21 protein-coding genes are annotated in these 18,897 nt (G+C 69.1%); 9 read left to right on the forward strand and 12 right to left on the reverse strand.

The window, feature by feature from the left end; genetic code table 11:
- Positions 1-101: 101 nt before the first annotated feature.
- Complete coding sequence (locus VGU65_RS09730; RefSeq protein WP_327475183.1) at positions 102-2,219, reverse strand: TonB-dependent receptor; 2,118 nt, start codon at positions 2,217-2,219, stop codon at positions 102-104.
- Between the two features lie 145 nt (positions 2,220-2,364).
- Between VGU65_RS09730 and VGU65_RS09735 the strand changes: the two genes are divergently transcribed.
- Complete coding sequence (locus tag VGU65_RS09735) at positions 2,365-3,039, forward strand: hypothetical protein (RefSeq protein WP_327475185.1); 675 nt, start codon at positions 2,365-2,367, stop codon at positions 3,037-3,039.
- 31 nt (positions 3,040-3,070) lie between these two features.
- Positions 3,071-3,817: a pteridine reductase gene (locus VGU65_RS09740; RefSeq protein WP_327475187.1), complete on the forward strand. Its 747-nt coding sequence runs from the start codon at positions 3,071-3,073 to the stop codon at positions 3,815-3,817.
- Between the two features lie 3 nt (positions 3,818-3,820).
- On the opposite strand, the gene VGU65_RS09745 is transcribed toward VGU65_RS09740, so the two are convergent.
- The 4 genes from VGU65_RS09745 to tsaD all read right to left on the reverse strand — a co-directional run bounded on the left by VGU65_RS09745 (position 3,821) and on the right by tsaD (position 6,772).
- Positions 3,821-4,678: a DUF6159 family protein gene (locus VGU65_RS09745; RefSeq protein ID WP_327475189.1), complete on the reverse strand. Its 858-nt coding sequence runs from the start codon at positions 4,676-4,678 to the stop codon at positions 3,821-3,823.
- A gap of 73 nt (positions 4,679-4,751) precedes the next feature.
- Entirely contained in the window at positions 4,752-5,243 is a 492-nt protein-coding gene (gene folK / locus VGU65_RS09750) for a 2-amino-4-hydroxy-6-hydroxymethyldihydropteridine diphosphokinase (RefSeq protein WP_327475191.1), read from the reverse strand.
- Positions 5,240-5,596 (reverse strand): dihydroneopterin aldolase, encoded by a 357-nt coding sequence (gene folB, locus VGU65_RS09755; protein ID WP_327475193.1) that lies wholly within the window; start codon positions 5,594-5,596, stop codon positions 5,240-5,242. Before folB ends, folK begins: the two co-directional genes overlap by 4 nt.
- A 114-nt stretch (positions 5,597-5,710) precedes the next feature.
- The gene (tsaD, locus tag VGU65_RS09760) at positions 5,711-6,772 is read right to left on the reverse strand and encodes a tRNA (adenosine(37)-N6)-threonylcarbamoyltransferase complex transferase subunit TsaD (RefSeq protein WP_327475194.1); all 1,062 of its coding nucleotides are present in this window, start codon (positions 6,770-6,772) and stop codon (positions 5,711-5,713) included.
- A gap of 72 nt (positions 6,773-6,844) precedes the next feature.
- Between tsaD and rpsU the strand changes: the two genes are divergently transcribed.
- From rpsU to VGU65_RS09790, 6 genes are all read left to right on the forward strand, one after another.
- Positions 6,845-7,060, forward strand: coding sequence for a 30S ribosomal protein S21 (gene rpsU, locus VGU65_RS09765; RefSeq protein ID WP_055999514.1), 216 nt, complete (start codon positions 6,845-6,847; stop codon positions 7,058-7,060).
- Between the two features lie 119 nt (positions 7,061-7,179).
- Positions 7,180-7,626, forward strand: a complete 447-nt coding sequence (locus VGU65_RS09770) for a GatB/YqeY domain-containing protein (RefSeq protein ID WP_327475195.1) — start codon at positions 7,180-7,182, stop codon at positions 7,624-7,626.
- Between the two features lie 270 nt (positions 7,627-7,896).
- Positions 7,897-8,067, forward strand: coding sequence for a DUF1328 domain-containing protein (locus VGU65_RS09775; RefSeq protein WP_327475197.1), 171 nt, complete (start codon positions 7,897-7,899; stop codon positions 8,065-8,067).
- Between the two features lie 246 nt (positions 8,068-8,313).
- Positions 8,314-10,098 carry a DNA primase gene (gene dnaG, locus VGU65_RS09780; protein ID WP_327475199.1) on the forward strand — a complete coding sequence of 595 codons (1,785 nt, stop codon included), beginning with the start codon at positions 8,314-8,316 and terminating at the stop codon, positions 10,096-10,098.
- 67 nt (positions 10,099-10,165) lie between these two features.
- Positions 10,166-10,786 (forward strand): DedA family protein, encoded by a 621-nt coding sequence (locus VGU65_RS09785; protein ID WP_327475201.1) that lies wholly within the window; start codon positions 10,166-10,168, stop codon positions 10,784-10,786.
- Between the two features lie 57 nt (positions 10,787-10,843).
- On the forward strand, positions 10,844-10,978 hold the full coding sequence (locus VGU65_RS09790) for a hypothetical protein (RefSeq protein WP_327475203.1): 135 nt from the start codon (positions 10,844-10,846) through the stop codon (positions 10,976-10,978).
- A gap of 87 nt (positions 10,979-11,065) precedes the next feature.
- Here the strand turns inward: VGU65_RS09790 and VGU65_RS09795 are convergent, their stop codons facing one another.
- The 7 genes from VGU65_RS09795 to VGU65_RS09825 form a co-directional block, all read right to left on the reverse strand.
- A complete protein-coding gene (locus tag VGU65_RS09795; protein ID WP_327475205.1) occupies positions 11,066-11,734 on the reverse strand; it encodes a PA4824 family protein in 669 nt (222 codons plus the stop codon).
- A gap of 89 nt (positions 11,735-11,823) precedes the next feature.
- On the reverse strand, positions 11,824-14,481 hold the full coding sequence (mgtA, locus tag VGU65_RS09800) for a magnesium-translocating P-type ATPase (protein ID WP_327475207.1): 2,658 nt from the start codon (positions 14,479-14,481) through the stop codon (positions 11,824-11,826).
- Between the two features lie 135 nt (positions 14,482-14,616).
- Positions 14,617-14,808, reverse strand: coding sequence for a hypothetical protein (locus VGU65_RS09805; RefSeq protein WP_327475209.1), 192 nt, complete (start codon positions 14,806-14,808; stop codon positions 14,617-14,619).
- A 270-nt stretch (positions 14,809-15,078) separates the two neighbouring features.
- Positions 15,079-15,984, reverse strand: a complete 906-nt coding sequence (gene cyoE, locus VGU65_RS09810) for a heme o synthase (protein ID WP_327475211.1) — start codon at positions 15,982-15,984, stop codon at positions 15,079-15,081.
- A complete protein-coding gene (locus tag VGU65_RS09815) occupies positions 15,981-17,135 on the reverse strand; it encodes a COX15/CtaA family protein (protein WP_327475486.1) in 1,155 nt (384 codons plus the stop codon). Before VGU65_RS09815 ends, cyoE begins: the two co-directional genes overlap by 4 nt.
- A gap of 86 nt (positions 17,136-17,221) precedes the next feature.
- Positions 17,222-17,797, reverse strand: coding sequence for a redox-active disulfide-containing membrane protein (locus VGU65_RS09820; RefSeq protein WP_327475213.1), 576 nt, complete (start codon positions 17,795-17,797; stop codon positions 17,222-17,224).
- Positions 17,794-18,534, reverse strand: a complete 741-nt coding sequence (locus VGU65_RS09825; protein ID WP_327475215.1) for an SURF1 family protein — start codon at positions 18,532-18,534, stop codon at positions 17,794-17,796. Before VGU65_RS09825 ends, VGU65_RS09820 begins: the two co-directional genes overlap by 4 nt.
- Positions 18,535-18,593: 59 nt before the next feature.
- Between VGU65_RS09825 and VGU65_RS09830 the strand changes: the two genes are divergently transcribed.
- Positions 18,594-18,809 (forward strand): twin transmembrane helix small protein, encoded by a 216-nt coding sequence (locus VGU65_RS09830; RefSeq protein WP_327475216.1) that lies wholly within the window; start codon positions 18,594-18,596, stop codon positions 18,807-18,809.
- Positions 18,810-18,897: the final 88 nt, after the last annotated feature.

The following is an 18,897-nucleotide window of genomic DNA, read 5'->3' on the forward strand; positions in this document are numbered from 1 at the left end:
GCGGCTGGTGCAAAAGGTGCACAGGGTAGCCGATGCGGCGTGGGCATCCTGTTTTGGACGCCACGCTGGCCTCCGGCTCATGCGCGGGAAGGAGCTGCCGCTCAAAAATCCTTCTGCAGACTGAGGTACACCCCGCGCCGTGGGCCGAACTGCGGCGCGCCCACGCCGATGCCGCTGCCGTCGCGTAGCTCGTAGCTGCGATCCAGTGCGTTGATGACCGCCAGCTGCGTGTGCAGGTCGCCCAGGTGACCCCAGCTGAAGTCGTGCGCAAGGCTCAGGTTGAGCTGGAAGTATGCCGGCAGCGAGGCGCCGTTGGGCACGCGGCCGTTCTTGCGCAGGCCGCTGCCGAACAGGTAGTCGGCGCCCACGCGGGTCTTGTCCGAAAGCGTGTAGCTCAGGCCGCCGGAGGAGGAATACGCCTGGTCGTGGTCGAGGAAGATGTAGTGGTCGGCGAGGTAGGCCAGATCGCCCGGGTCGAAATGGTACTGGCTGGTGATGACCCGGCTGCCGATCGCCTGGCTGGCTGCCAGGTTGAAGTAGGCGCTGAACGGGCCGCTGTCGTAGTTGGCGGTGAACTCCACGCCCTTGATCCGGCCTTTTGCGTAGTTGAAGGTGGAATACACCAGCGCGGCGCCGAACTGGCCTTCGTCCTGCAGGCGCCGCACCTTGCGGTAATAGGTGTCCAGGCCCAGGGTGAGAGGACCAAACTGCTGCTGCACGCCGACATCGAAATAGTCGCTGCGCTCGCTCAGCGGCGTGTTGTCGCCGGCGTGCGGCAAGGCATTGGTCGTTCCATCGAACTTTTCGATATTCGTCGTGGTGATCGCCTCGGTCGCCGGCGGCGTGAAGTAGCGGGAGTAGCCGGCGTGCAGCACGGTGCTGTCGGTCGCCTGGTACACCAGGCCCAGGCGCGGGCTGAGCTGGCTTTCGGTGCGGAACGCATGGTAGCGGTCGCCGCGCAGGCCGTAGTTCACCGTCAGCTTGTCGCCGATGCTCCACTCGTCCTGCAGGTAGGCCGACCACGTCCTGGCGGTCAGTCGGTTGCCGTCCGCGATGAGGATCGGCGTGGTGCTCGCCTGGTTGCCGGTGGCGTCGGTCGGGAACACGTAGGCGTCATTGCGGCTAGGCGCGCGCTCGAAGCTGCCGTAGACGCCGTAGCGCAGGGTGTGGTTGTCGCCCAGCGGCGTGGCGAAGTCGGCCTGCAGGGTGCTGGCGCGGTTGCTGCGGTCGATGGTCGAGGCGACGCCGTTGAACATCAGGTCGCCGACGAGGTCGGGGATGAACTGGAGGCTGGAATAGCGCTGACCCAGCGACACCTGGTAGTCGGTGGCGCCCAGCTTGCCCTGCAGCGAAAGCACGCCGAAGCGGGTGTTCTCGCGCTGTCGCTCATCGAGCCGGGCGGAGTCGAAGTACACGGTATCCAGGTAGCCGAACTGCGGCGACTGCCCCGGATTGTTCGGGATATGGAAGCGGTTGTTGCTGACCCCGAACAGCAGGCTCAGGCGCGTGTCGTCGTCGATCAGGTAGGAGACGTCGCCGAAACCCTTCACCTGGTGGGTGCGGTCGTGGATCGGCCTGCGGCTGGACGTGGGGTTCTCCACGCCCACGTCGCTCTGCAGGTAGTTGGCGGTGAAGAAGAAGCTCCAGCGGTCGTTGCTGCCCCACAGCGAGGCGTTCGGATTGAGCATGCCGAACGAGCCGCCGGTGACTCCGACGCTGCCGCCGTCGCCGAGCTGGCGTCCGCTCTTGGTGGTGATGTCCACCACGGCGGCGGTGCGCAGGCCGTATTGCGCCGGCAGGGCACCATCGAGCAGCTTCACGGTCTCCACGGTGCGCGCATCCAGCGCCTGCCCGAAGCCGGCGATCGATTCGGGGATGATCACGCCGTTGATGCGGTACTGCAGGTTGGCGTGGTCGCCGCGCACGTGCAGACCGCCGTAGGAATCCTGCACCACGCCCGGCGCCTGCAGCACGACCTGGTTGAGCGGCGTGGACGCGCCAAGCGGCAATTGCTGGATCGCCTTCTCATCGATCACGTACTGGCTGGAACCGGTATCGGGCGACAGCGCGTTGCGCGACCGGTCCAGGGCGCCGCTGACGTCGACCGTGCCCAGCTGGCGCACCTGCGGCGGAGCGGTGGCCGCCGTCGTCGTATTGTCGGCAAAGGCCGGGGCCGCCAATGCCAGAGCAAGACTGGCGGCGAGCAGGGGGCGGTTCATCGTGGCTCCGTCGGCGGAATGAGGTTCTTCTTTAAGATATATTATAACGTTTCATTCGGACTCCGACAAAGATCATGGGCACTGCGTTCCCGCCCATTCACGTCCTCCCACCCACACTGGCGTTCTCCGCTTGGAAGGACGAACCATGGCCAAGCCGCCGATCCAAATTCCCGCCGTGCCCGCAACCGCCGATCATGGGCGGCTCGCAACGGCGATCCTCGATTTCGCCAGCCAGATTCCGGATAGCCAGGTCCATCGCGGCCTCCATCCCGAAGCGAAGGCCCAGGAGCTGGTCCGCCAGGCGGCACGCAAGGCGGCGCTGACGGCCGGCTCGCTGGCCTTGCCGCCCGGGCCGCTGGGATGGTTGACGGTGCTGCCCGAACTGGTGGCGATCTGGCGCATCCAGGCACAGATGGTCAGCGACATCGCCGCGGCCTACGGGCAGCACGCCAGCCTCGGCCGCGAGCAGATGCTCTGGTGCCTGTTCCGCCACACCGCCGCGCAGGCCTTCCGCGACCTGGTGGTACGCCTGGGCGACCGGCTGCTCTTCCGCCAGCTTTCCGCCACAGTGGCCGAACGGGTGGCACGGCGCATCGGCATCAGCCTGTCGCAGCGCGCGGTGGGCGCCGGCATCTCGCGCTGGCTGCCGGTGGTCGGCGCCGCCGGCGTGGGCGCCTACGCCTGGTACGACACCCGCAGCGTGGGGCGCACGGCGATCGAGCTGTTCGGCAGCGGCAGCCTCGTGCAGACCGAACCGTTGGCGACGCCAACCGACTCCATGCAGGAACCCGACGCGGGCGTTTCGCCGCCGGATCGGTGACGCCCCGCCCGCTTTGCGGCAAGCTCGCCGCATGAGCACCGAGCCTTCCCGCCCCGTCGCCCTGGTCACCGGCGCTGCCCGCCGCGTCGGCGCGACCATCGCCCGCACCTTGCACGCAGCCGGCTACGACATCGCGCTGCACCACCGCCACTCCGCCGGCGAGGCGGCGGCGCTGCGCGCGCAACTGGAACGCGAACGGCCCGGCAGCACGCTCGGCGTGCAGGTCGACCTGGCCGCGATCGAGCACCTGCCCGCGCTGATCGAAGACGTGCTGGCGCACTTCGGCCGGCTCGATGCGCTGGTCAACAACGCCTCGGCCTTCTATCCCACGCCCATCGGGAGCGTTACGCCAACGCACTGGAACGAACTGTTTGCCTCCAACGCGCAGGCGCCGTTCTTTCTCGTCCAGGCCGCCTTGCCCGCGCTGCGCGCGGCGCGCGGCGCGATCGTCAACCTGGTCGATATCTATGCCGAGCGCGCACTCGCCGGCCATCCGGTGTACGTCATGGCAAAGGCCGCCCTGGCCGCGATGACGCGCACGCTGGCGCAGGACCTGGCGCCGGAGGTACGCATCAACGGCGTCGCCCCCGGCGCGGTGCTGTGGCCGGCCGAGGGCAAGGATTACGACGATCGCGCCGCGCTGCTGGCGCGCACGCCGCTCGGGCGCGCCGGCACGCCGGAGGATGTCGCCTCCGCCGTGCTGTGGCTGCTGCGCGATGCGCCCTTCGTCACCGGCCAGATCATCCGCGTGGACGGCGGCCGTACGCTGGCGGTCTAGCCGTCACTTCTTCGTGCGGAAAGCGTTTTCCAGCAGCGCTTGGTCGAAACCGGCGCCCGCCTGGCCGACCTCGGCATAGCGGTACAGCGCCGCTGCATAGATGCCCTGCAGCGAGGCCTGCACCAGGCTGAGCAGCACCAAGGCGACCACCACCACGCCCACCGCCACCACCAGCGCCGGCAGCGAGTGCAGCGCCACTGCGCCGCCTATCAGCACCGCGCCGGCCAGAATGGCGAGGAAGGTCATCAGCCCGAACGCGGCACCCAGGCCGACGCTGCCGATCAGGTTCTCGCCCCAGGTGCGCTTGAGCAGCTCTACGCTGCGCTTGACCGCATCGACCGGTCCGATGTCCTGGCTGGCCAGCACGGGCACCACCAGGAAGGTCGCAACCGTCCACGCCAGACCGAGCAGGCCGGCCACCAGCCGCCCGATCAGACCCAGTCGCTCCTGCAACGCGCGCAGGAACAGGCCCACCGTCGCGGCGATCAAGGCATAGCCCAGGATGCTGGTCCAGCGCGAGCGCGCCAGGGCGAGGCCATCGGACAGGCTGGTCGGCTCGCCGCGCAGGTGCCGCAGCGCACAGCCGGCCAGCGCCGTGTTGAAGAACACGATGACGAAGTACTGCACCAGGTAAAAGGCGAAGAACACCAGCCAGGTGACCGGCGACCAGCGATGGGCCTGACCGGCCAGGTGGGCGTCGTCCGCCAGCACCGCCAGCGCCACCGGCACCAGGAAACTGGCCGCCACCACCAGCGAGCAGACACCCGACAGCAAGGGGAAGGCCAACAGTGCCTTGTCCGAGCGCAGCATCGCCGCACTCGCCTTCATCAACGACCAGCTGCGCGCGAACTTGCCTGCCATAAGCCCCCCTCGATCCGTGAATGCCAGGCGCCTTTCTAGCATCGGCGTCGGCAGCGCGACAGTGGCGCAGCGGCTAAGGCCAGGGCAGCGGCTCGGGCGTGAGCGGCTCGCTTTCCTGCGCGAACGCGGCCCACAGGTCGGCCATGCGGCGGCCGTCGCTTGGATGGCGCGCGTCGGGCGCGATGTCGGCCAGCGGCCGCAGCACGAAGGCGTGGCGCAGTTCGTCGCGCGGCACCTGCAGGTGACCTGACCCGTCGATCACCGCGTCGCCGTAGAGCACCAGGTCCACGTCCAGCGTGCGGTCGGCATAGCGCGGCACGTCACGGCGGCGGCCGTGGCGATCCTCCAGCGCGTGCAGCCAGCCGTTCAGTGCTTCGGGCGACAGGTCGGTATCCAGGCCGACCGCGAGGTTGATGAAATCCGGGCCGTCGAAGCCCACCGCGCGGCTGCGGTAGGCGGGTGATACGGCCAGCTCGCCGAAGCGGGCCTTCAGCTCGTCCAGCGCGGCGCGCAGATAGCGGTGCGGCTGCAGGTTGGAGCCGAGGCTGAGATAGGCGCGCGTCACGGCCGCGTGCCGCGCTCGATGCGCACGCCCACCGCGCGCGCGCCGCGCACGGCGCCCGGCTTGGAGAGTTTCAGCCGCACCCAGGCGACGCCGAACTCCTCAAGGATGATCGCAGCGCAGCGCTCGGCCAGCGTCTCCACCAGGCCGAAGCTGGAATCGCCAACGTACTCGATCAACCGCTTGGACACGTCCTTGTAATTGAGCGTATGGGCGATGTCGTCGCTCGCCGCCGGCACGGTGTTGTCGAAGGCCATCTCGATGTCGAAGGCGAGCGTCTGGCGCACCCGCCGCTCCCAGTCGTAGATGCCGATCACTGCGTCGATGCGCAGGTCTTCGATGAAAACGATGTCCATGCGGCGAAGGGTCGGCAACTTGGCCGGGCGATGCAAGCGGCGTGTCGCAGCCCCGGGCCCGGGAGCGCCGATCCGCGCGGGTTCTCCCGCCCCGCTAGGACGATGGCGCCCCGGCTATACCGCCGGCAGACTTTCCAGATCCCACCGGGGCGACACGCGCACCGCGTCGTCCTGGCCCTGCCCCGCCGCCAGCCGGATCGCGCCTGCCAGCGCGATCATGGCGCCGTTGTCGGTGCAGAACTGAAGCCGCGGGAAATACGTGCGGAAACCATCCTTCTGGCCGGCTGCCGCCAGCGTGTCGCGCAGGCGCCGGTTGGCGCCGACGCCGCCGGCGATTACCAACCGCTGGGTACCGGTGGCCTCGAGCGCGCGGCGGCACTTGATCACCAGCGTGTCGACGATGGCTTCCTCGAATCCGCGCGCGATGTCGGCACGGGTCTGTTCGGACTGGTCGGAGTGCTGCCAGGCGAGCAGTACCTGGGTCTTCAGGCCCGAGAAGCTGAAGTCCAGTCCCGGCCGGTCGGTCATCGGGCGCGAGAAGCGGAACACACCCGGCCTGCCCTGCTCGGCCAGCTTCGCCAGCGCCGGGCCGCCCGGATAAGGCAGGCCCATCAGCTTGGCGGTCTTGTCGAAGGCCTCGCCGGCCGCGTCGTCCAGGGTGTCGCCGAGGATGCGGTAGCGGCCGATCGCGGCCACCTCGACCAGCATGGAGTGGCCGCCGGAAACCAGCAGCGCCACGAACGGCGGCTCGGGCGGATCGGCCTCCAGCAGCGGCGCCAGCAGGTGGCCTTCCATGTGGTGCACGCCGATCGCCGGTACGTTGAGCGCCCAGGCCATCGCCCGCGCTGCGGCGGCGCCGACCAGCAGCGCACCGACGAGGCCGGGCCCGGCGGTATAGGCCACACCGCCGAGATCGGCCGGGGTCAGGCCCGCCTGTGCCAGCGCCTCGCGTACCAGCGGCAGCAGTTTGCGCACGTGGTCGCGGCTGGCCAGTTCCGGCACCACGCCGCCGTAGTCCGCGTGCAGCTTGATCTGGCTGTAGAGCGTGTGCGCAAGCAGGCCGCGGCCGGGCTCATCGGGCTCCCAGCGCAGCAGCGCCACGCCGGTCTCGTCGCAGGAGGTTTCCACGCCGAGAACGGGCTTGCCGAGCGGGTTTGAAAGTTGGCTGGTATGCACGCTATACTTCGCGGCTCGCCCTATTCTGAAGGCGCGCCAGGTTGGCGGGCCAGTTTACCACCCGGAGTTTTCATGCCCAGCGTAAAAGTTCGCGAGAACGAGCCGTTCGAGCTTGCCCTGCGCCGTTTCAAGCGTACCTGCGAAAAGGCCGGCGTCCTTGCCGAGACCCGCAAGCGCGAGTTCTACGAGAAGCCGACCCAGGAGCGCAAGCGCAAGCGTGCCGCTGCGGTGAAGCGCCACCTGCGCCGCCTCTCGCGCGACGTTTCGCGCAAGACCCGGATGTACTGATCCACCTCGCCGCAGCGCAGCGCGCGGCAAGGAGATCTTCCGGCGGCACGACCGCCACATCCCAAGGGCCGGTGTTGCCGCGTGGCAACGCCGGCCTTTCGCATTTCCGGAGCCCAACCATGAGCCTCAAGCAGCGGATCAGCGACGACATGAAAGCCGCCATGCGCGGTGGCGAGAAGGAACGGCTGGCGGTGATCCGGCTCATGCTGGCCGCGATCAAGCAGCGCGAAGTGGACGAACGCATCGAGCTCGACGATACCCAGACGCTCGCCGTACTGGAGAAGATGCTCAAGCAGCGGCGCGATTCGATCGTGCAGTACGACGCCGCCGGCCGCGTCGATTTGGCCGACGTCGAGCGCGCGGAGATGACGGTGATCGAGGGCTACCTGCCGGCCAAGCTTTCCGAAGCCGAGGTCGATGCGCTGATTGATGACGCCATCGTGCAGACCGGCGCCAGCTCGCCCCGCGACATGGGCAAGGTGGTCGCTTCAGTCAAGCAGCAGGCGGCCGGACGCGCCGACATGGCACAGGTCTCCGCGCGCATCAAGGCGCGCCTGGGCGGCTGACCGGCGGGCTTTTGCTTTTTTCCCTCCCTCCCCGGGAGAGGACCGAAGCGCCGCTCGGGTGGCTGGACGCCGCCGAAATCACCTCAGGGCGCCCAAGCTCTTCCCCGCAGCTCGCTCGTTACACCGTTCTTCGGAGAAGGGAACGGCAGGGCGAACGTCACGCAGCGCACAGCGAGCTGATGCGCAGCTTTCACGCCCGATCGCCTACAACGGCCCGGCATCGCCGGACCGGAGGCCTCCGCCCCGGCCGCACGACCAGGGAGAAGCCGCATGCTCAAGTGGGCCATCATCTTCGCCATCATCTCGCTGGTCACCGGCTGGCTCGGTTTCGGCGGCATCTCGGGCGTCACCGGGACCATCGCCAAGGTGCTGTTCGCGATCTTCTTGATCCTGTTCCTCATCGCCCTCTTGGCGGTCATCGGCGTATTCCACATCCTGTAGCGCGCGCTCCATTCGTCGGTGATCGCGCACGGCGCCCTGTGTATTGGCCAGCCGCGTGCGTCGTTCCCGGATCGCGGCAAAGCCCAGCCCCCCGTAGTACAGGGCCTGGGCGCGCGGGTTGCTGCAGGCAACTCCCAGGCGTGCGTGGGACGCCCGGCGGCGGTCTTAGGCCAGTTTGCCGGGCCTGGCCGCGCGCTCCCGCGCCCTCCTCCGCCGCCGACATCCCGCAACCTCTAAACTAGCGGCATGCGCGGCCGTATTCCCGACAACTTCATCGACGAACTGCTTGCGCGGGTCGACATCGTCGACGTGATCGAGCGGCGCGTGCCCTTGAAGAAGGCCGGGCGCGAGTGGACTGCCTGCTGTCCGTTCCACAACGAGCGCACGCCCTCGTTCTACGTCAGCCCGACCAAGCAGTTCTTCCACTGCTTCGGCTGCGGCGCGCACGGCAGTGCAGTGAAGTTCCTGATGGACTACGAGCGGCTGGAGTTCCCCGACGCGGTAGAGGAACTGGCGCAGTCGGTCGGCCTCACCGTGCCGCGCGAGGGTGGCCGCGAGGCCGCGCCGCGCGAGGACAAGAGCGACCTCTACGCATTGCTCGACGGCGCCGCGCGCTGGTACGAGAACGAACTGCCCAGGAGCGCCGAGGCGCAGGCCTACTGCGCGAAACGCGGCCTGGACGCCGGCACCATCGCTCGCTTCCGCCTGGGCTGGGCGCCGGCCGGCTACGACGGACTGATCAAGGCATTGGGCGGCAGCGACCGGCGCATGCAGTTGCTGACCGAGGCGGGCATGGTGGCGACCGGCGAACGGGGCCATCGCTACGACCGCTTCCGCGAGCGGCTGATGTTCCCCATCCTCGACCGCCGGGGAAGAGTCATCGCGTTCGGCGGAAGAATCCTTGCAAAGCCCGAAGGGGGATCGCCGGTTCATGATTCAGGCGCGCAGGACGCGCGCAAAAATGACGGCCCCAAGTACCTCAACTCGCCGGAGACCCCGCTGTTCCACAAGGGTCGCGAGCTGTTCGCGCTGTGGCAGGTCAAGCAGGCGAACAGCAGCCTGCAGCGCATCGTGGTGGTCGAGGGCTACATGGACGTGATCGCGCTTCACCAGGCGGGCCTGCCGATCGCGGTCGCCACGTTGGGCACCGCGACTACGCCAGAACACACCGAAGTGCTTTTTCGTGCAGCGCCCGACGTGGTGTTCTGCTTCGACGGCGACCGCGCCGGTCGTGCCGCTGCCTGGAAGGCGCTGGAGGCCGCGCTGCCGCGCCTGCGCGACGGGCGCCAGGCCTACTTCCTGTTCCTGCCCGATGGCGAAGACCCGGACACGCTGGTGCGCAAGGAAGGCAAGGACGGCTTCGAGCAGCGGCTCAAGGCGGCCACGCCGCTGTCGGACTATTTCTTTGGCGAACTGGCGCGCGACGTCGACACCGCCAGCCTCGACGGCCGCGCGCGGCTGGCCGAGCGTGCGCGGCCGCTGATCGCGCGCCTGCCCGATGGCGCCTTCCGCGACCTGATGGCGGACGAGCTGGAAAAGCGCACCGGCGCCCGTGCCAACGTGCCGCCGGAACCGGCCGCGCATCGGGCCGTGCAACGGCCGGTGGCGGTGCAGCGCTCGCTGGTGCGCAGCGCGGTCGCGCTGCTGCTGGCGCAACCGGCGCTGGCCGACCTGGTCGAACCGCCCTACCGCTTCCTGCGCCTGGACCGGCCCGGCGTCGGCCTGCTGGCGGAACTGCTCGACCTGGCGCGCGCGCGTCCGGGCATCAACCCCGCCACGCTGGTGGAGCATTTCGCCGAGCGCACCGAATACGCTTCGCTGCAGAAGCTCATGGCGGCGACCGCGGTGGGCGAGCCGGAAGCGCAGCGCGAGGAATTCCTGGACGCCCTGGCGCGGATGGAGGAACAGGCCACCGCGCTGCGCCGCGAAGCGCTTGCCGCCAAGCACCGCGAAGGGACGCTGAGCCAAGCCGAAAAGGCCGAGCTGCGCGAGTTGCTGGCGGCGCGCAGCCCCTCCGCCATGCAGGGCTGACCGATGGTTCACGTTACCGCGCGCTTGCGCCCTCATGCCACGGCGCGCGCGCCAGGCCAGGCCCACGATGCAGTTGCTTGAGCGGCTGATCCTGCTGTTTGCCGAGAGCGGCTACGCGGCGGTGTTCGTCGCGCTGCTGCTGTGCGGCGCCGGCGCCCCACTGCCGGAGGACATCACCCTGATAGCCGGCGGCGTGATCGCCGGGCTGGGGTACGCCAACGTGCACGCGATGGCGGCAATCGCGCTGGTCGGCGTACTGGTGGGCGACGCGGCGATGTTCCTGCTCGGCCATCGCCATGGCGCGCGCATCATGCAATGGCCGCTGGTCGCGCGGCTGCTCACCCCGGCCCGGTACGCGAAGGTGCAGGAGAAGTTCGCCCGCTACGGCAACCGCCTGCTGTTTCTGGCGCGCTTCCTGCCGGGCATGCGCACGGCGGTGTACGTCACCGCCGGCGCCACGCATCGCATATCGTTCCTGCGCTTCCTGCTGCTCGATGGGTTGGCCGCGCTGATCAGCGTGCCGGTGTGGGTGTACTTAGGCTATGCAGGCGCCAACAACCGCGAATGGCTGGCCATGTGGATCGGCCGCAGCCAGAACGGCATGTGGGTGCTGGCCGTCGCGGCCGCGCTGGTCGCGGGCTGGCTGTGGTGGCGGCGTCGATACCGTGCGGGCCGCTGCGACGGCTGAAGCCGCATCCACGCACGCGCCACTACAATGGGGCGCCATCTGGCACACCGCTTCGCCATGCCCTATCTCTCCCTGCGCCGGCTGTTGCCGGACGGTTTCACCCTTGCCCTGATGGGCACGGTCGGTCTGGCCAGCGTGCTGCCCTGGTCGCAGGGCAAGCCGGCGGGCTGGGCGCGCTGCTGCTGCCGCTGATGATCTTCCGCCAGCTGCAGCTGATGGTGTGTGCTGGCGCGGTGCTACGCCGCCCACCACGGCTGAAGATGGGACGCCCGCGGAGCCTCAGTCGGGCAAGGCCATGTTCAAGCCCAGCGTGAACCAGCGTCCGGGACGCCGGCCGCTCGCGCATCCGGCCAGCAGGTCCAGGCTGGCGGTTGCGTCCAAGGCGCGACGCAGACCGAGTTGCCTGTCCATCTCGCCGCTGCCGTCGGCATAGAGCTCGGCCAGCACGCTCCACTGGCCGGACAGCCGGTGCTCCAGCGCGAGCCCGCCGGCCAGCGCGCCCGCGGCGCCGCGCAGCTTGCTCCAGCCCAGGTCGGCATGCAGCAGCGTGCGCCCCTGCGCGTCCACCGCCAGCGTGACGGGCACGGTGAGGTTCCAGCCCTCCAGGCGCCGCTGTGTGACATCCCACGCCGCGACGAGGGAAATCGCGGCGCCCCAGGCCTGTCCGTCCGGATCGCGCAGCGTGCGCTTGATGCCCGGCGTGAGCAGCAGATCGTGCGGGCGGTCGTAGCTGCTCACCCCCAGGCTGTATTCGACGCCGCCGCGTGTGCACGCCGGCACGGCGCTCCACTCCTGGCCTGGCGCATAGCTGCGTGTCCAGCTCTCCAGCTGGCAGTGGCCGGGCGGCGTGGTCCCGGCGTCGTCGACGTAGAGACTCGCGCCGGCATGCACGGCGCGCGCGGTAGCCAGCAGAGGCAGGCCCAGGGCAAGGAAAGGTCTCAGCTTCATGCACGATTCCGCTCCGCCGCATGCGGCGGAGTGTCGTTTGGTTGTGCGGGGTCGGCGCGGCGTGGCCGCGCTTGCCGGAGAACGCCGCTCTACAGCCAGCGGCCGTAGCGACGGATGTAGAGCAGCTTGACCAGCTGCGTGAGCGCGCAGTACGTGAGCACGGTGAGTGCCACCCAGCCGAAGTAGGCCGTCGGCAAGGGCACCATGCCGATCTTCGTGCCGAAGGCGACGAACGGGACTGCCAGGCCGATGGTGATGATCGCGCCCGTGAGGGCCAGTACCGGCGCCGACGCCACGCTCTGCAGGAACGGGATTCGGCGCGTGCGGATCATGTGCACCACCAGCGTCTGCGTCAGCAGGCTCTCGATGAACCAGCCGCTCTGGAAGAACGACTGGTGCGCCGCCGAATTGGCGCCGAACACGTGCCATAGCAGCAGGAAGGTGGTGACGTCGAAGATCGAACTGACCGGGCCGATCCAGATCATGAAGCGGCCAATGTCGCTGGCGTCCCACTTGCGCGGCTTGGTGAGATATTCCTCGTCCATGCGGTCGAACGGAATGGTCAGCTGGGAGATGTCGTAGAGCAGGTTGAGCACCAGCACCTGCAGCGGCAGCAGCGGCAGAAACGGCAGGAAGGCGCTGGCCACCAGAACGCTGAACACGTTGCCGAAGTTGGAGCTGGCCGTCATCTTGATGTACTTGATGATGTTGCCGAAGGTGACGCGGCCCTCGAGCACGCCCTCCTCCAGCACCATCAGGTTCTTCTCCAGGAGGATGATGTCGGCCGACTCCTTGGCGATGTCGGTGGCGCTGTCCACCGAGATGCCCACATCCGCCGCACGCAGCGCCGGCGCGTCGTTGATGCCGTCGCCGAGGAAACCCACCGTGTGGCCCTGGCGCTGCAACGCCTCGACCACGCGCGCCTTCTGCAGCGGCGACATCTTGGCGAACACCGTGGTGCGTGCCACCACGCCATCGAGCGCGGCCTCGTCCAGCGCATCGATGTCGCGGCCCTGCACCGAGTTGCTGACGTCCAGCCCCACCTCGCGGCAGATCTTGCGCGTCACCGCTTCGTTGTCGCCGGTGACGACCTTCACCGCCACGCCGTGCTGGCGCAACGCGGCGATCGCGGTGGCCGCCGAGTCCTTGGGCGGATCGAGGAAAGCCAGGCAACCGATCGCGGTCAGCCCCGCCTCGTCGGCCAGGCCGTAGGTGTGCCCGCTCGGTTTCTGTCGCTTGACCGCGACCACCAGCACGCGCAGGCCGTCCTCGTTGAGGTGCCGGGTCATCGCGCGGATCTCGGCGCGGCGTGCATCGGTGAGCGGCACGTCGATGCCGTCCTGGCGTGCGGCGGTGCAGATGGCGAGCATCTCCTCCACCGCGCCCTTGCACACCAGCAGGTGCTGGCCGTCACCGCCGGAAAGGACCACCGACATGCGCCGGCGCTGGAAGTCGAACGGGATCTCGTCGACGAGCTGGAAGCGCCCAGCCATCGGCTCAAGATTCCGGTGCGCCAGCACCGCCTTGTCCATCAGGTTCTTCAGGCCGGTCTGGAAGCGGCTGTTGAGATAGCCGAACTCCAGCGCCTCGCCCGAGGCCTCACCATCCAGGTCCAGGTGGCGCTCCAGCACGATCTTGTCGAGCGTCAGCGTGCCGGTCTTGTCGGTGCACAGCACGTCCATCGCGCCGAAGTTCTGGATCGCGTTCAGGCGCTTGACCACCACCTTGCGCTTGGACATCGCCAGCGCGCCCTTGGCCAGGTTCGCGGTGACGATCAGCGGCAGCATCTCGGGAGTCAGCCCCACCGCCACCGACAGCGCGAACAGGAACGCCTGCAGCCAGTCGTGCTTGTCCAGGCCGTTGATCAGGAACACCACCGGCACCATCACCGCCATGAAGCGGATCAGCAGCCAGCTCACCGAGCGCACGCCGCGGTCGAAGCTGGTCTGCACGCGCTCGCCGGAGAGCGTGTGCGCGATGGAGCCCAGATAGCTGCGCGCGCCGGTCGCCACCACCGCGGCGGTGGCGGTGCCGCTGATCACGTTGGTGCCCATGTAGCAGACACTGGGCAGATCCAGCGGGTTGGCAGCCGCGGCCGCGGCCGCGACCATGCCGTGCGCGCTCGGCGCGGCCTTCTCCACCGGCAGCGACTCGCCGGTGAGGATGGCCTGGCTGATGAACAGGTCCTTGGCGCTGAGCAGGCGCAAGTCCGCCGGCACCATGTCGCCCGCGCCCAGGTGCACGATGTCGCCGGCGACCAGCTCGGCCACCGGCACCTCTATCCGCTCGCTGTGGCCGTCGCTGGCGCAGCGGGTGACCGTGGCGGTGTTGCGCACCATCGCCTTGAGCTTCTCGGCGGCGCGGGTGGAGCGGTATTCCTGAATGAAGCTCAGCAGCACGCTGATCGACACCATGGCGCCGATGATCAGCGGCCCGGCCAGGTCACTGCTGTCGGTGCCCAGCTGTACGCCGGCCAGCACCAGCAGCACCACGATGAAGGGGTTCTTGAACGCGCGCAGCAGCTGGCGCGACCAGTGCGGCGGCTTCTCGTGCGCCACCTCGTTCGGTCCGTCGCGGTGCAGGCGCTCGGTGATCTGCGCCTCGTCCAATCCGGCGGTCGAGGTCGACAATGCCGCCAGCAGCTCGTCGTTGCGGCGCAAGGCCTGCTCGGCGGCCACCACGCGCGCCGGTACCGCCGCGCCCTTGCCGACCGCCTTGGCGGTGTTCTGGAGGGTTTTCCTGATCATCTGTCCGCTTCCCGTTGATCGCTTGGTGCCGGTGCGGACGAACGCGCGCGCTCTACCGCCCGTGGGCGTGGCCGCGAGTGCGGCCGACGGGCTTTCCGGCTGGCGGAGGCCAGCCCTTGCACAGTGGGCGAAGAATCATGCGTTGGCCGCCCGCGGCAGCGACGGCGCGGTCGGCGCCTGCACGACCGGGCGGCGCAACTCGACCACGTTGCTCGCCGGCAGTGGCGCCGGCACGGTGACGCTGTAGGCCTGCGGCGCGCGGCGCCCACGGCCGGCGGCCAGTCGGCGCAGCGCGCGCCACCAGGAGGGATTGCGAAGGAGTTTCATGGCCTGCTCCTCGAAACGGTGCCCGCGGCACCCCTCGGGATCAGGCCGGGCTTCCCTAGTCGAGGAAAGCGCCGGCCGACCGCAGGCGGTCGCCGCAGACGATCAGCTTGTAATGCGACGCCGGCACCCGATGCTCGCGGATGTCGACGTTGCGACTAGGGTAGACGTCCATATGCCTTGGAAGGTCTTGGGGAATGCCGCGGCGCAAGCGCGCCGGTGGGCGCGCGCATTGTGGTCACGGAGCGCGCTCATGTCAAGCGCGCAGCGGCTTCACGTCGCGTGCTGCAGCACGAAGCCCGCATCCTGCACGGGCGCGAGCAGCCAGTGGTCGGCCAGCAGGAAGGCGAACAGCGCCATCAGGTACACGATCGAGTACTTGAACACGCGCATGGCGAAAAACTCGTCCGGCGGATTGAGCAGGCGCACGGCGTAGTAGAGGAAGCCGCCGCCGAGCACCATGGCGCCGCCCAGATAGACCGCGCCGCTGAAGCCGGTCAGCGCAGGCAGCAGCGTCACCAGCACCAGCAGCACCGTGTAGAACAGCACGTGCCAGCGCGTGTAGGCGACCCCGTGGGTGACCGGCAGCATCGGGATCTGCGCACGTGCGTAGTCGTCCCGGCGGAAGATCGCCAGCGCCCAGAAATGCGGCGGGGTCCAGACGAAGATGATCAGGCACAGCTGCAGCGCGAAGGCATGCAGCTGCCCGGTCACCGCGGTCCAGCCCAGCACCGGCGGGATCGCGCCGGCCAGGCCGCCGATCACGATGTTCTGCGGCGTGGCGCGTTTGAGATAGGCGGTGTACACCAGCGCGTAGCCGATCAGGCCGCCGAAGGTGAGCCACGCGGTCAGCGGATTGACCAGCAGCGCCAGCACCAGCATCGAGACGACCCCTAGTGCGATGGCGAAAACCAATACCTGGCGGGGCTTCAGCGCACCGGTGGCCAGCGGCCTGCGCGCGGTGCGTGCCATGAGCTTGTCGATGCGCTCGTCGATCAGATGATTGAACGCGGCGGCCGAGCCGGACGCCATCCAGATGCCGAGCGTCCCGAACACCAGCGCACGCCACGGCGGGATGCCCGGCACCGCCAGGAACATGCCGATCACCGAACAGAACACCAGCAGCGCGACCACGCGCGGCTTGGTCAGTTGCAGGTATTCGCGCAGGTGCGCGCTCATCGCGGTAACTCCACGGATGCCGATGCCGCATCATCCGTGCGCGGCTGCGTGCGTGCCAGTGTCGCCAGCAGCGTGAACAGCAGCAACGCGGCCACGCCGTTGTGGGCCGTGGCGACCGGCAACGGCAAGCCAAAGTGCACGTTGCTGATGCCGAGCAGGACCTGCGCGAGGAGCACCACGCCGATCGCCGCGCCTGCCAGGCGCAGGCCACGCCGGGCAAGGCGATGCCCCAACCACAGGAGGTAGGCGAACACCACCAGCGCACCGATGCGGTGTGCGATCTGGATCGCGCTGCGCGCCGCCATGTCCAGCACGCCGCCCTCGTAGTTCACGCCTATGCCACGCCAGAGCACGAAGCCTTGCTTGAAGTCGGTCGGCGGCGCCCATTGCCCGAGGCACTTGGGGAACGCGTCGGGACCGGTGCCGCAGGCGAGCGCGGCATAGTTGGACGACGTCCAGCCGCCGAGCGCGATCTGGCACGCCAGCAGCACGATGCCCAGCGCGATCCATCGGCGCAGGGACGCATGGCGTGCGTCCGGCGCGCCGACGCCGGCCAGCCGCAGCGCGACGTAGGCAAGCAGCGCGAAGGTGGTGATGCCGCCCAGAAGGTGGCCCATCACTACGATGGGCTTGAGCAGCAGCGTCACCGTCCACATCCCAAGCATGGCCTGGAAGATGATCACCGCAAGCGCCAGCACGGCCAGCCGCCAGGCGCCGGGACGTGGAAGACCGGCCGCCGTCGCCAGCGGCAGCGCGATGGCGATCACCGCCAGCAGCGAGGACCATGCATGTTCGCCGTGCATGTACAGGCTTACCCCGCCGGCCGCGAACACGGCGCCCAGCACCACGGCCAGTCGCGCCCGGCGCGGTCGCCAGGCGGCGAGCAAGGCCAGGGCCAGCACCAGAACACCCAGCGTGCCCGCGAGGAAGCGATGCACTTGCTCGCGCCAGGCCTTGGTGGCCTCGTACGGGCGATCCGGGAAGGCCGCATCGGCACGTGCCACCGCCTGCTCGTGATGCGGCCAGGTCACCTGTCCATAGCAGGTGGGCCAGTCCGGACAGGACAACCCCGCATTGGACAGCCGCACGAACGCACCGAACATCACCACGCCGAAGGCGAACACCGCCGCGCCCAGCGCCAGCCAGCGCATGATCCGGCGCAGCTTGCGCGCACCCGCCTCGCCGGAAGCGCCGGCATGGGCATCCACGTTCGCCTGCATCGTCTTGTCGTGCGCGCTCATTTGACCACCTTGATCACGTCCCGCATCAGGCCCGTGCCGTCGAAGCCTGCCGGATAGAAAGCCAAGGCCGTTCCGTTGGATTCGACCAGCAGCGCGCTCACGCTGTCGGCCGTGGCGGGTCGGAAGGCCGCCAGCTTGCCCTCGTCGTCGCGCCCGAACGTCCAGTACGTCTTCACCGCCGCCTGCTGGGCAGGGTCGGCCGGCGGCTCGCCCAGATACAGGAGCCGCAGGCGCTGCTGGTTGCGATTGAGCATGACCCAGGCCTTGGCCATGCCGCTCAGCGCATCGAAGCAGCGCGCAGCGCAGCCGGGTCCGGCCAGCGCGACCAGCGTCATGCGCGGCTGGGCCGGATCGCGCCAGGCGTAGTCGCCGCCGCCGGCCAGACTCACGCGCAGATGCTCGTCGACGAAGTTGCGCTGCGGCTGGACCGGCTGGCCGTAGCCCTTCCCGCCGGGCTGCCAGCCGGCGAAGGTGAGCAGGCCGGCGACGATCATCGGCGCGGCGAAGACGGCCGCGATGGCCAGGAGCTTCAGGCGGGCGGCCTTGGGCGGGGATGGCGCAGGTGTACTCATCGGTTGTCCGTGCGTCGGGGGCGGCGCTTGCGGTGCAGGATCGCGAAGATCACCAACACCGCCACCGCAAAGCTGAACCATTGGAAGGCGTAGGCCCGATGCCGTGCCGGCGGCATCGAGGAGAAATCGAACGCATGCACGCGCTGGTAGATCGACGCCGGATCGGCATCGAGCGCGAGCACGCGCGGATAGAGCGGGCGCCCCAGATCCTTGGCCACCTGCGCCAGGTCGAGGTAGATCGTGGTCTTGGGCCAGTGCGATTGGCTGGTCAGCGCATCGCCGCCCAGTTCCAGGCCGACGCCCGGTGGCGGCAGATAGAGTCCGTGCAGGCGCACGTCGCTCAGCGGCAACGGTGGCAGTTGCGGCGCCTTGTCGCTGCCGGTGCCAGGCAGGAAGCCCAGGTCCACCAGCAGCAGCCGGGGCTGTCCCGCCAGTTCCAGCGGCACATAGGCCTCGACCCCGCCCCGCGCGTCGTGGTGGGGATTGTCCAGCAGGAAGATGCGGTCGCCGAGATAGCGGCCCGTCACCGCCACCCGCGGAAAGGCGTCGGCCGGCGGCGCCGCGGCCACCTGCCCGAAGGGCACCGGCGCGGCGGCCGCCGCGGCGGCATAGCGTCGCATCAGGCTGTCCTTGTAGTCGGCCCGGTGCAACTGCCACACGCCCAGACGCACGAACAGCGCGGCCGCAGCCACGGTCAGCAGCACGCTCCACCAGGCCGGCCTGCGCCAACGTGTCACGGGGAGGCCTCGGCGGCCGTGGCTATACTGCCGGCTCGGAAGTCGTTCGGACCGCTCACGTGGAAACCATCTACAAAATCGCGCTGGTGATCATGTTCCTGATCGTGGTGTTCAACCTCGGCCAGGCGCTCTATTTCATGATGACCGACAAGGACGGCAGCAAACGCACCGCCTGGGCGCTGACCCGGCGCATCGGCCTGTCGATCGTGCTGATCGCCATGATCATGCTGGGCATCTGGATGGGCTGGCTGCAGCCCCATGGCGTCGGCCGCTAATTGTAGCCGGCGGCGCCGGCCGGGGCCGCGAGCGCGACATTTAGTGCACGACCGCCCACGTCGCCCCCGGTCCGGCGTCCAAATAAAA

Origin of the sequence: Frateuria sp. (assembly GCF_035943815.1) — a bacterium.
In the GTDB taxonomy this organism is placed as follows: domain Bacteria; phylum Pseudomonadota; class Gammaproteobacteria; order Xanthomonadales; family Rhodanobacteraceae; genus Frateuria_A.

Coding starts and splice junctions, on each gene's coding strand:
- VGU65_RS09745 (WP_327475189.1), bottom strand. CDS start 4,678: ATGGCAGGCAAGTTCGCGCGCAGCTGGTCGTTGATGAAGGCGAGTGCG.
- folB (WP_327475193.1), bottom strand. CDS start 5,596: ATGGACATCGTTTTCATCGAAGACCTGCGCATCGACGCAGTGATCGGC.
- VGU65_RS09770 (WP_327475195.1), top strand. CDS start 7,180: ATGAGCCTCAAGCAGCGGATCAGCGACGACATGAAAGCCGCCATGCGC.
- dnaG (WP_327475199.1), top strand. CDS start 8,314: ATGCGCGGCCGTATTCCCGACAACTTCATCGACGAACTGCTTGCGCGG.
- VGU65_RS09730 (WP_327475183.1), bottom strand. CDS start 2,219: ATGAACCGCCCCCTGCTCGCCGCCAGTCTTGCTCTGGCATTGGCGGCC.
- VGU65_RS09790 (WP_327475203.1), top strand. CDS start 10,844: ATGCCCTATCTCTCCCTGCGCCGGCTGTTGCCGGACGGTTTCACCCTT.
- VGU65_RS09735 (WP_327475185.1), top strand. CDS start 2,365: ATGGCCAAGCCGCCGATCCAAATTCCCGCCGTGCCCGCAACCGCCGAT.
- rpsU (WP_055999514.1), top strand. CDS start 6,845: ATGCCCAGCGTAAAAGTTCGCGAGAACGAGCCGTTCGAGCTTGCCCTG.
- VGU65_RS09795 (WP_327475205.1), bottom strand. CDS start 11,734: ATGAAGCTGAGACCTTTCCTTGCCCTGGGCCTGCCTCTGCTGGCTACC.
- VGU65_RS09805 (WP_327475209.1), bottom strand. CDS start 14,808: ATGAAACTCCTTCGCAATCCCTCCTGGTGGCGCGCGCTGCGCCGACTG.
- VGU65_RS09785 (WP_327475201.1), top strand. CDS start 10,166: ATGCAGTTGCTTGAGCGGCTGATCCTGCTGTTTGCCGAGAGCGGCTAC.
- mgtA (WP_327475207.1), bottom strand. CDS start 14,481: ATGATCAGGAAAACCCTCCAGAACACCGCCAAGGCGGTCGGCAAGGGC.
- VGU65_RS09820 (WP_327475213.1), bottom strand. CDS start 17,797: ATGAGTACACCTGCGCCATCCCCGCCCAAGGCCGCCCGCCTGAAGCTC.
- VGU65_RS09815 (WP_327475486.1), bottom strand. CDS start 17,135: ATGCGCTGGCTGGCGCTGGGCGCGGCGGTGTTCGCCTTCGGCGTGGTG.
- VGU65_RS09740 (WP_327475187.1), top strand. CDS start 3,071: ATGAGCACCGAGCCTTCCCGCCCCGTCGCCCTGGTCACCGGCGCTGCC.
- VGU65_RS09775 (WP_327475197.1), top strand. CDS start 7,897: ATGCTCAAGTGGGCCATCATCTTCGCCATCATCTCGCTGGTCACCGGC.
- cyoE (WP_327475211.1), bottom strand. CDS start 15,984: ATGAGCGCGCACCTGCGCGAATACCTGCAACTGACCAAGCCGCGCGTG.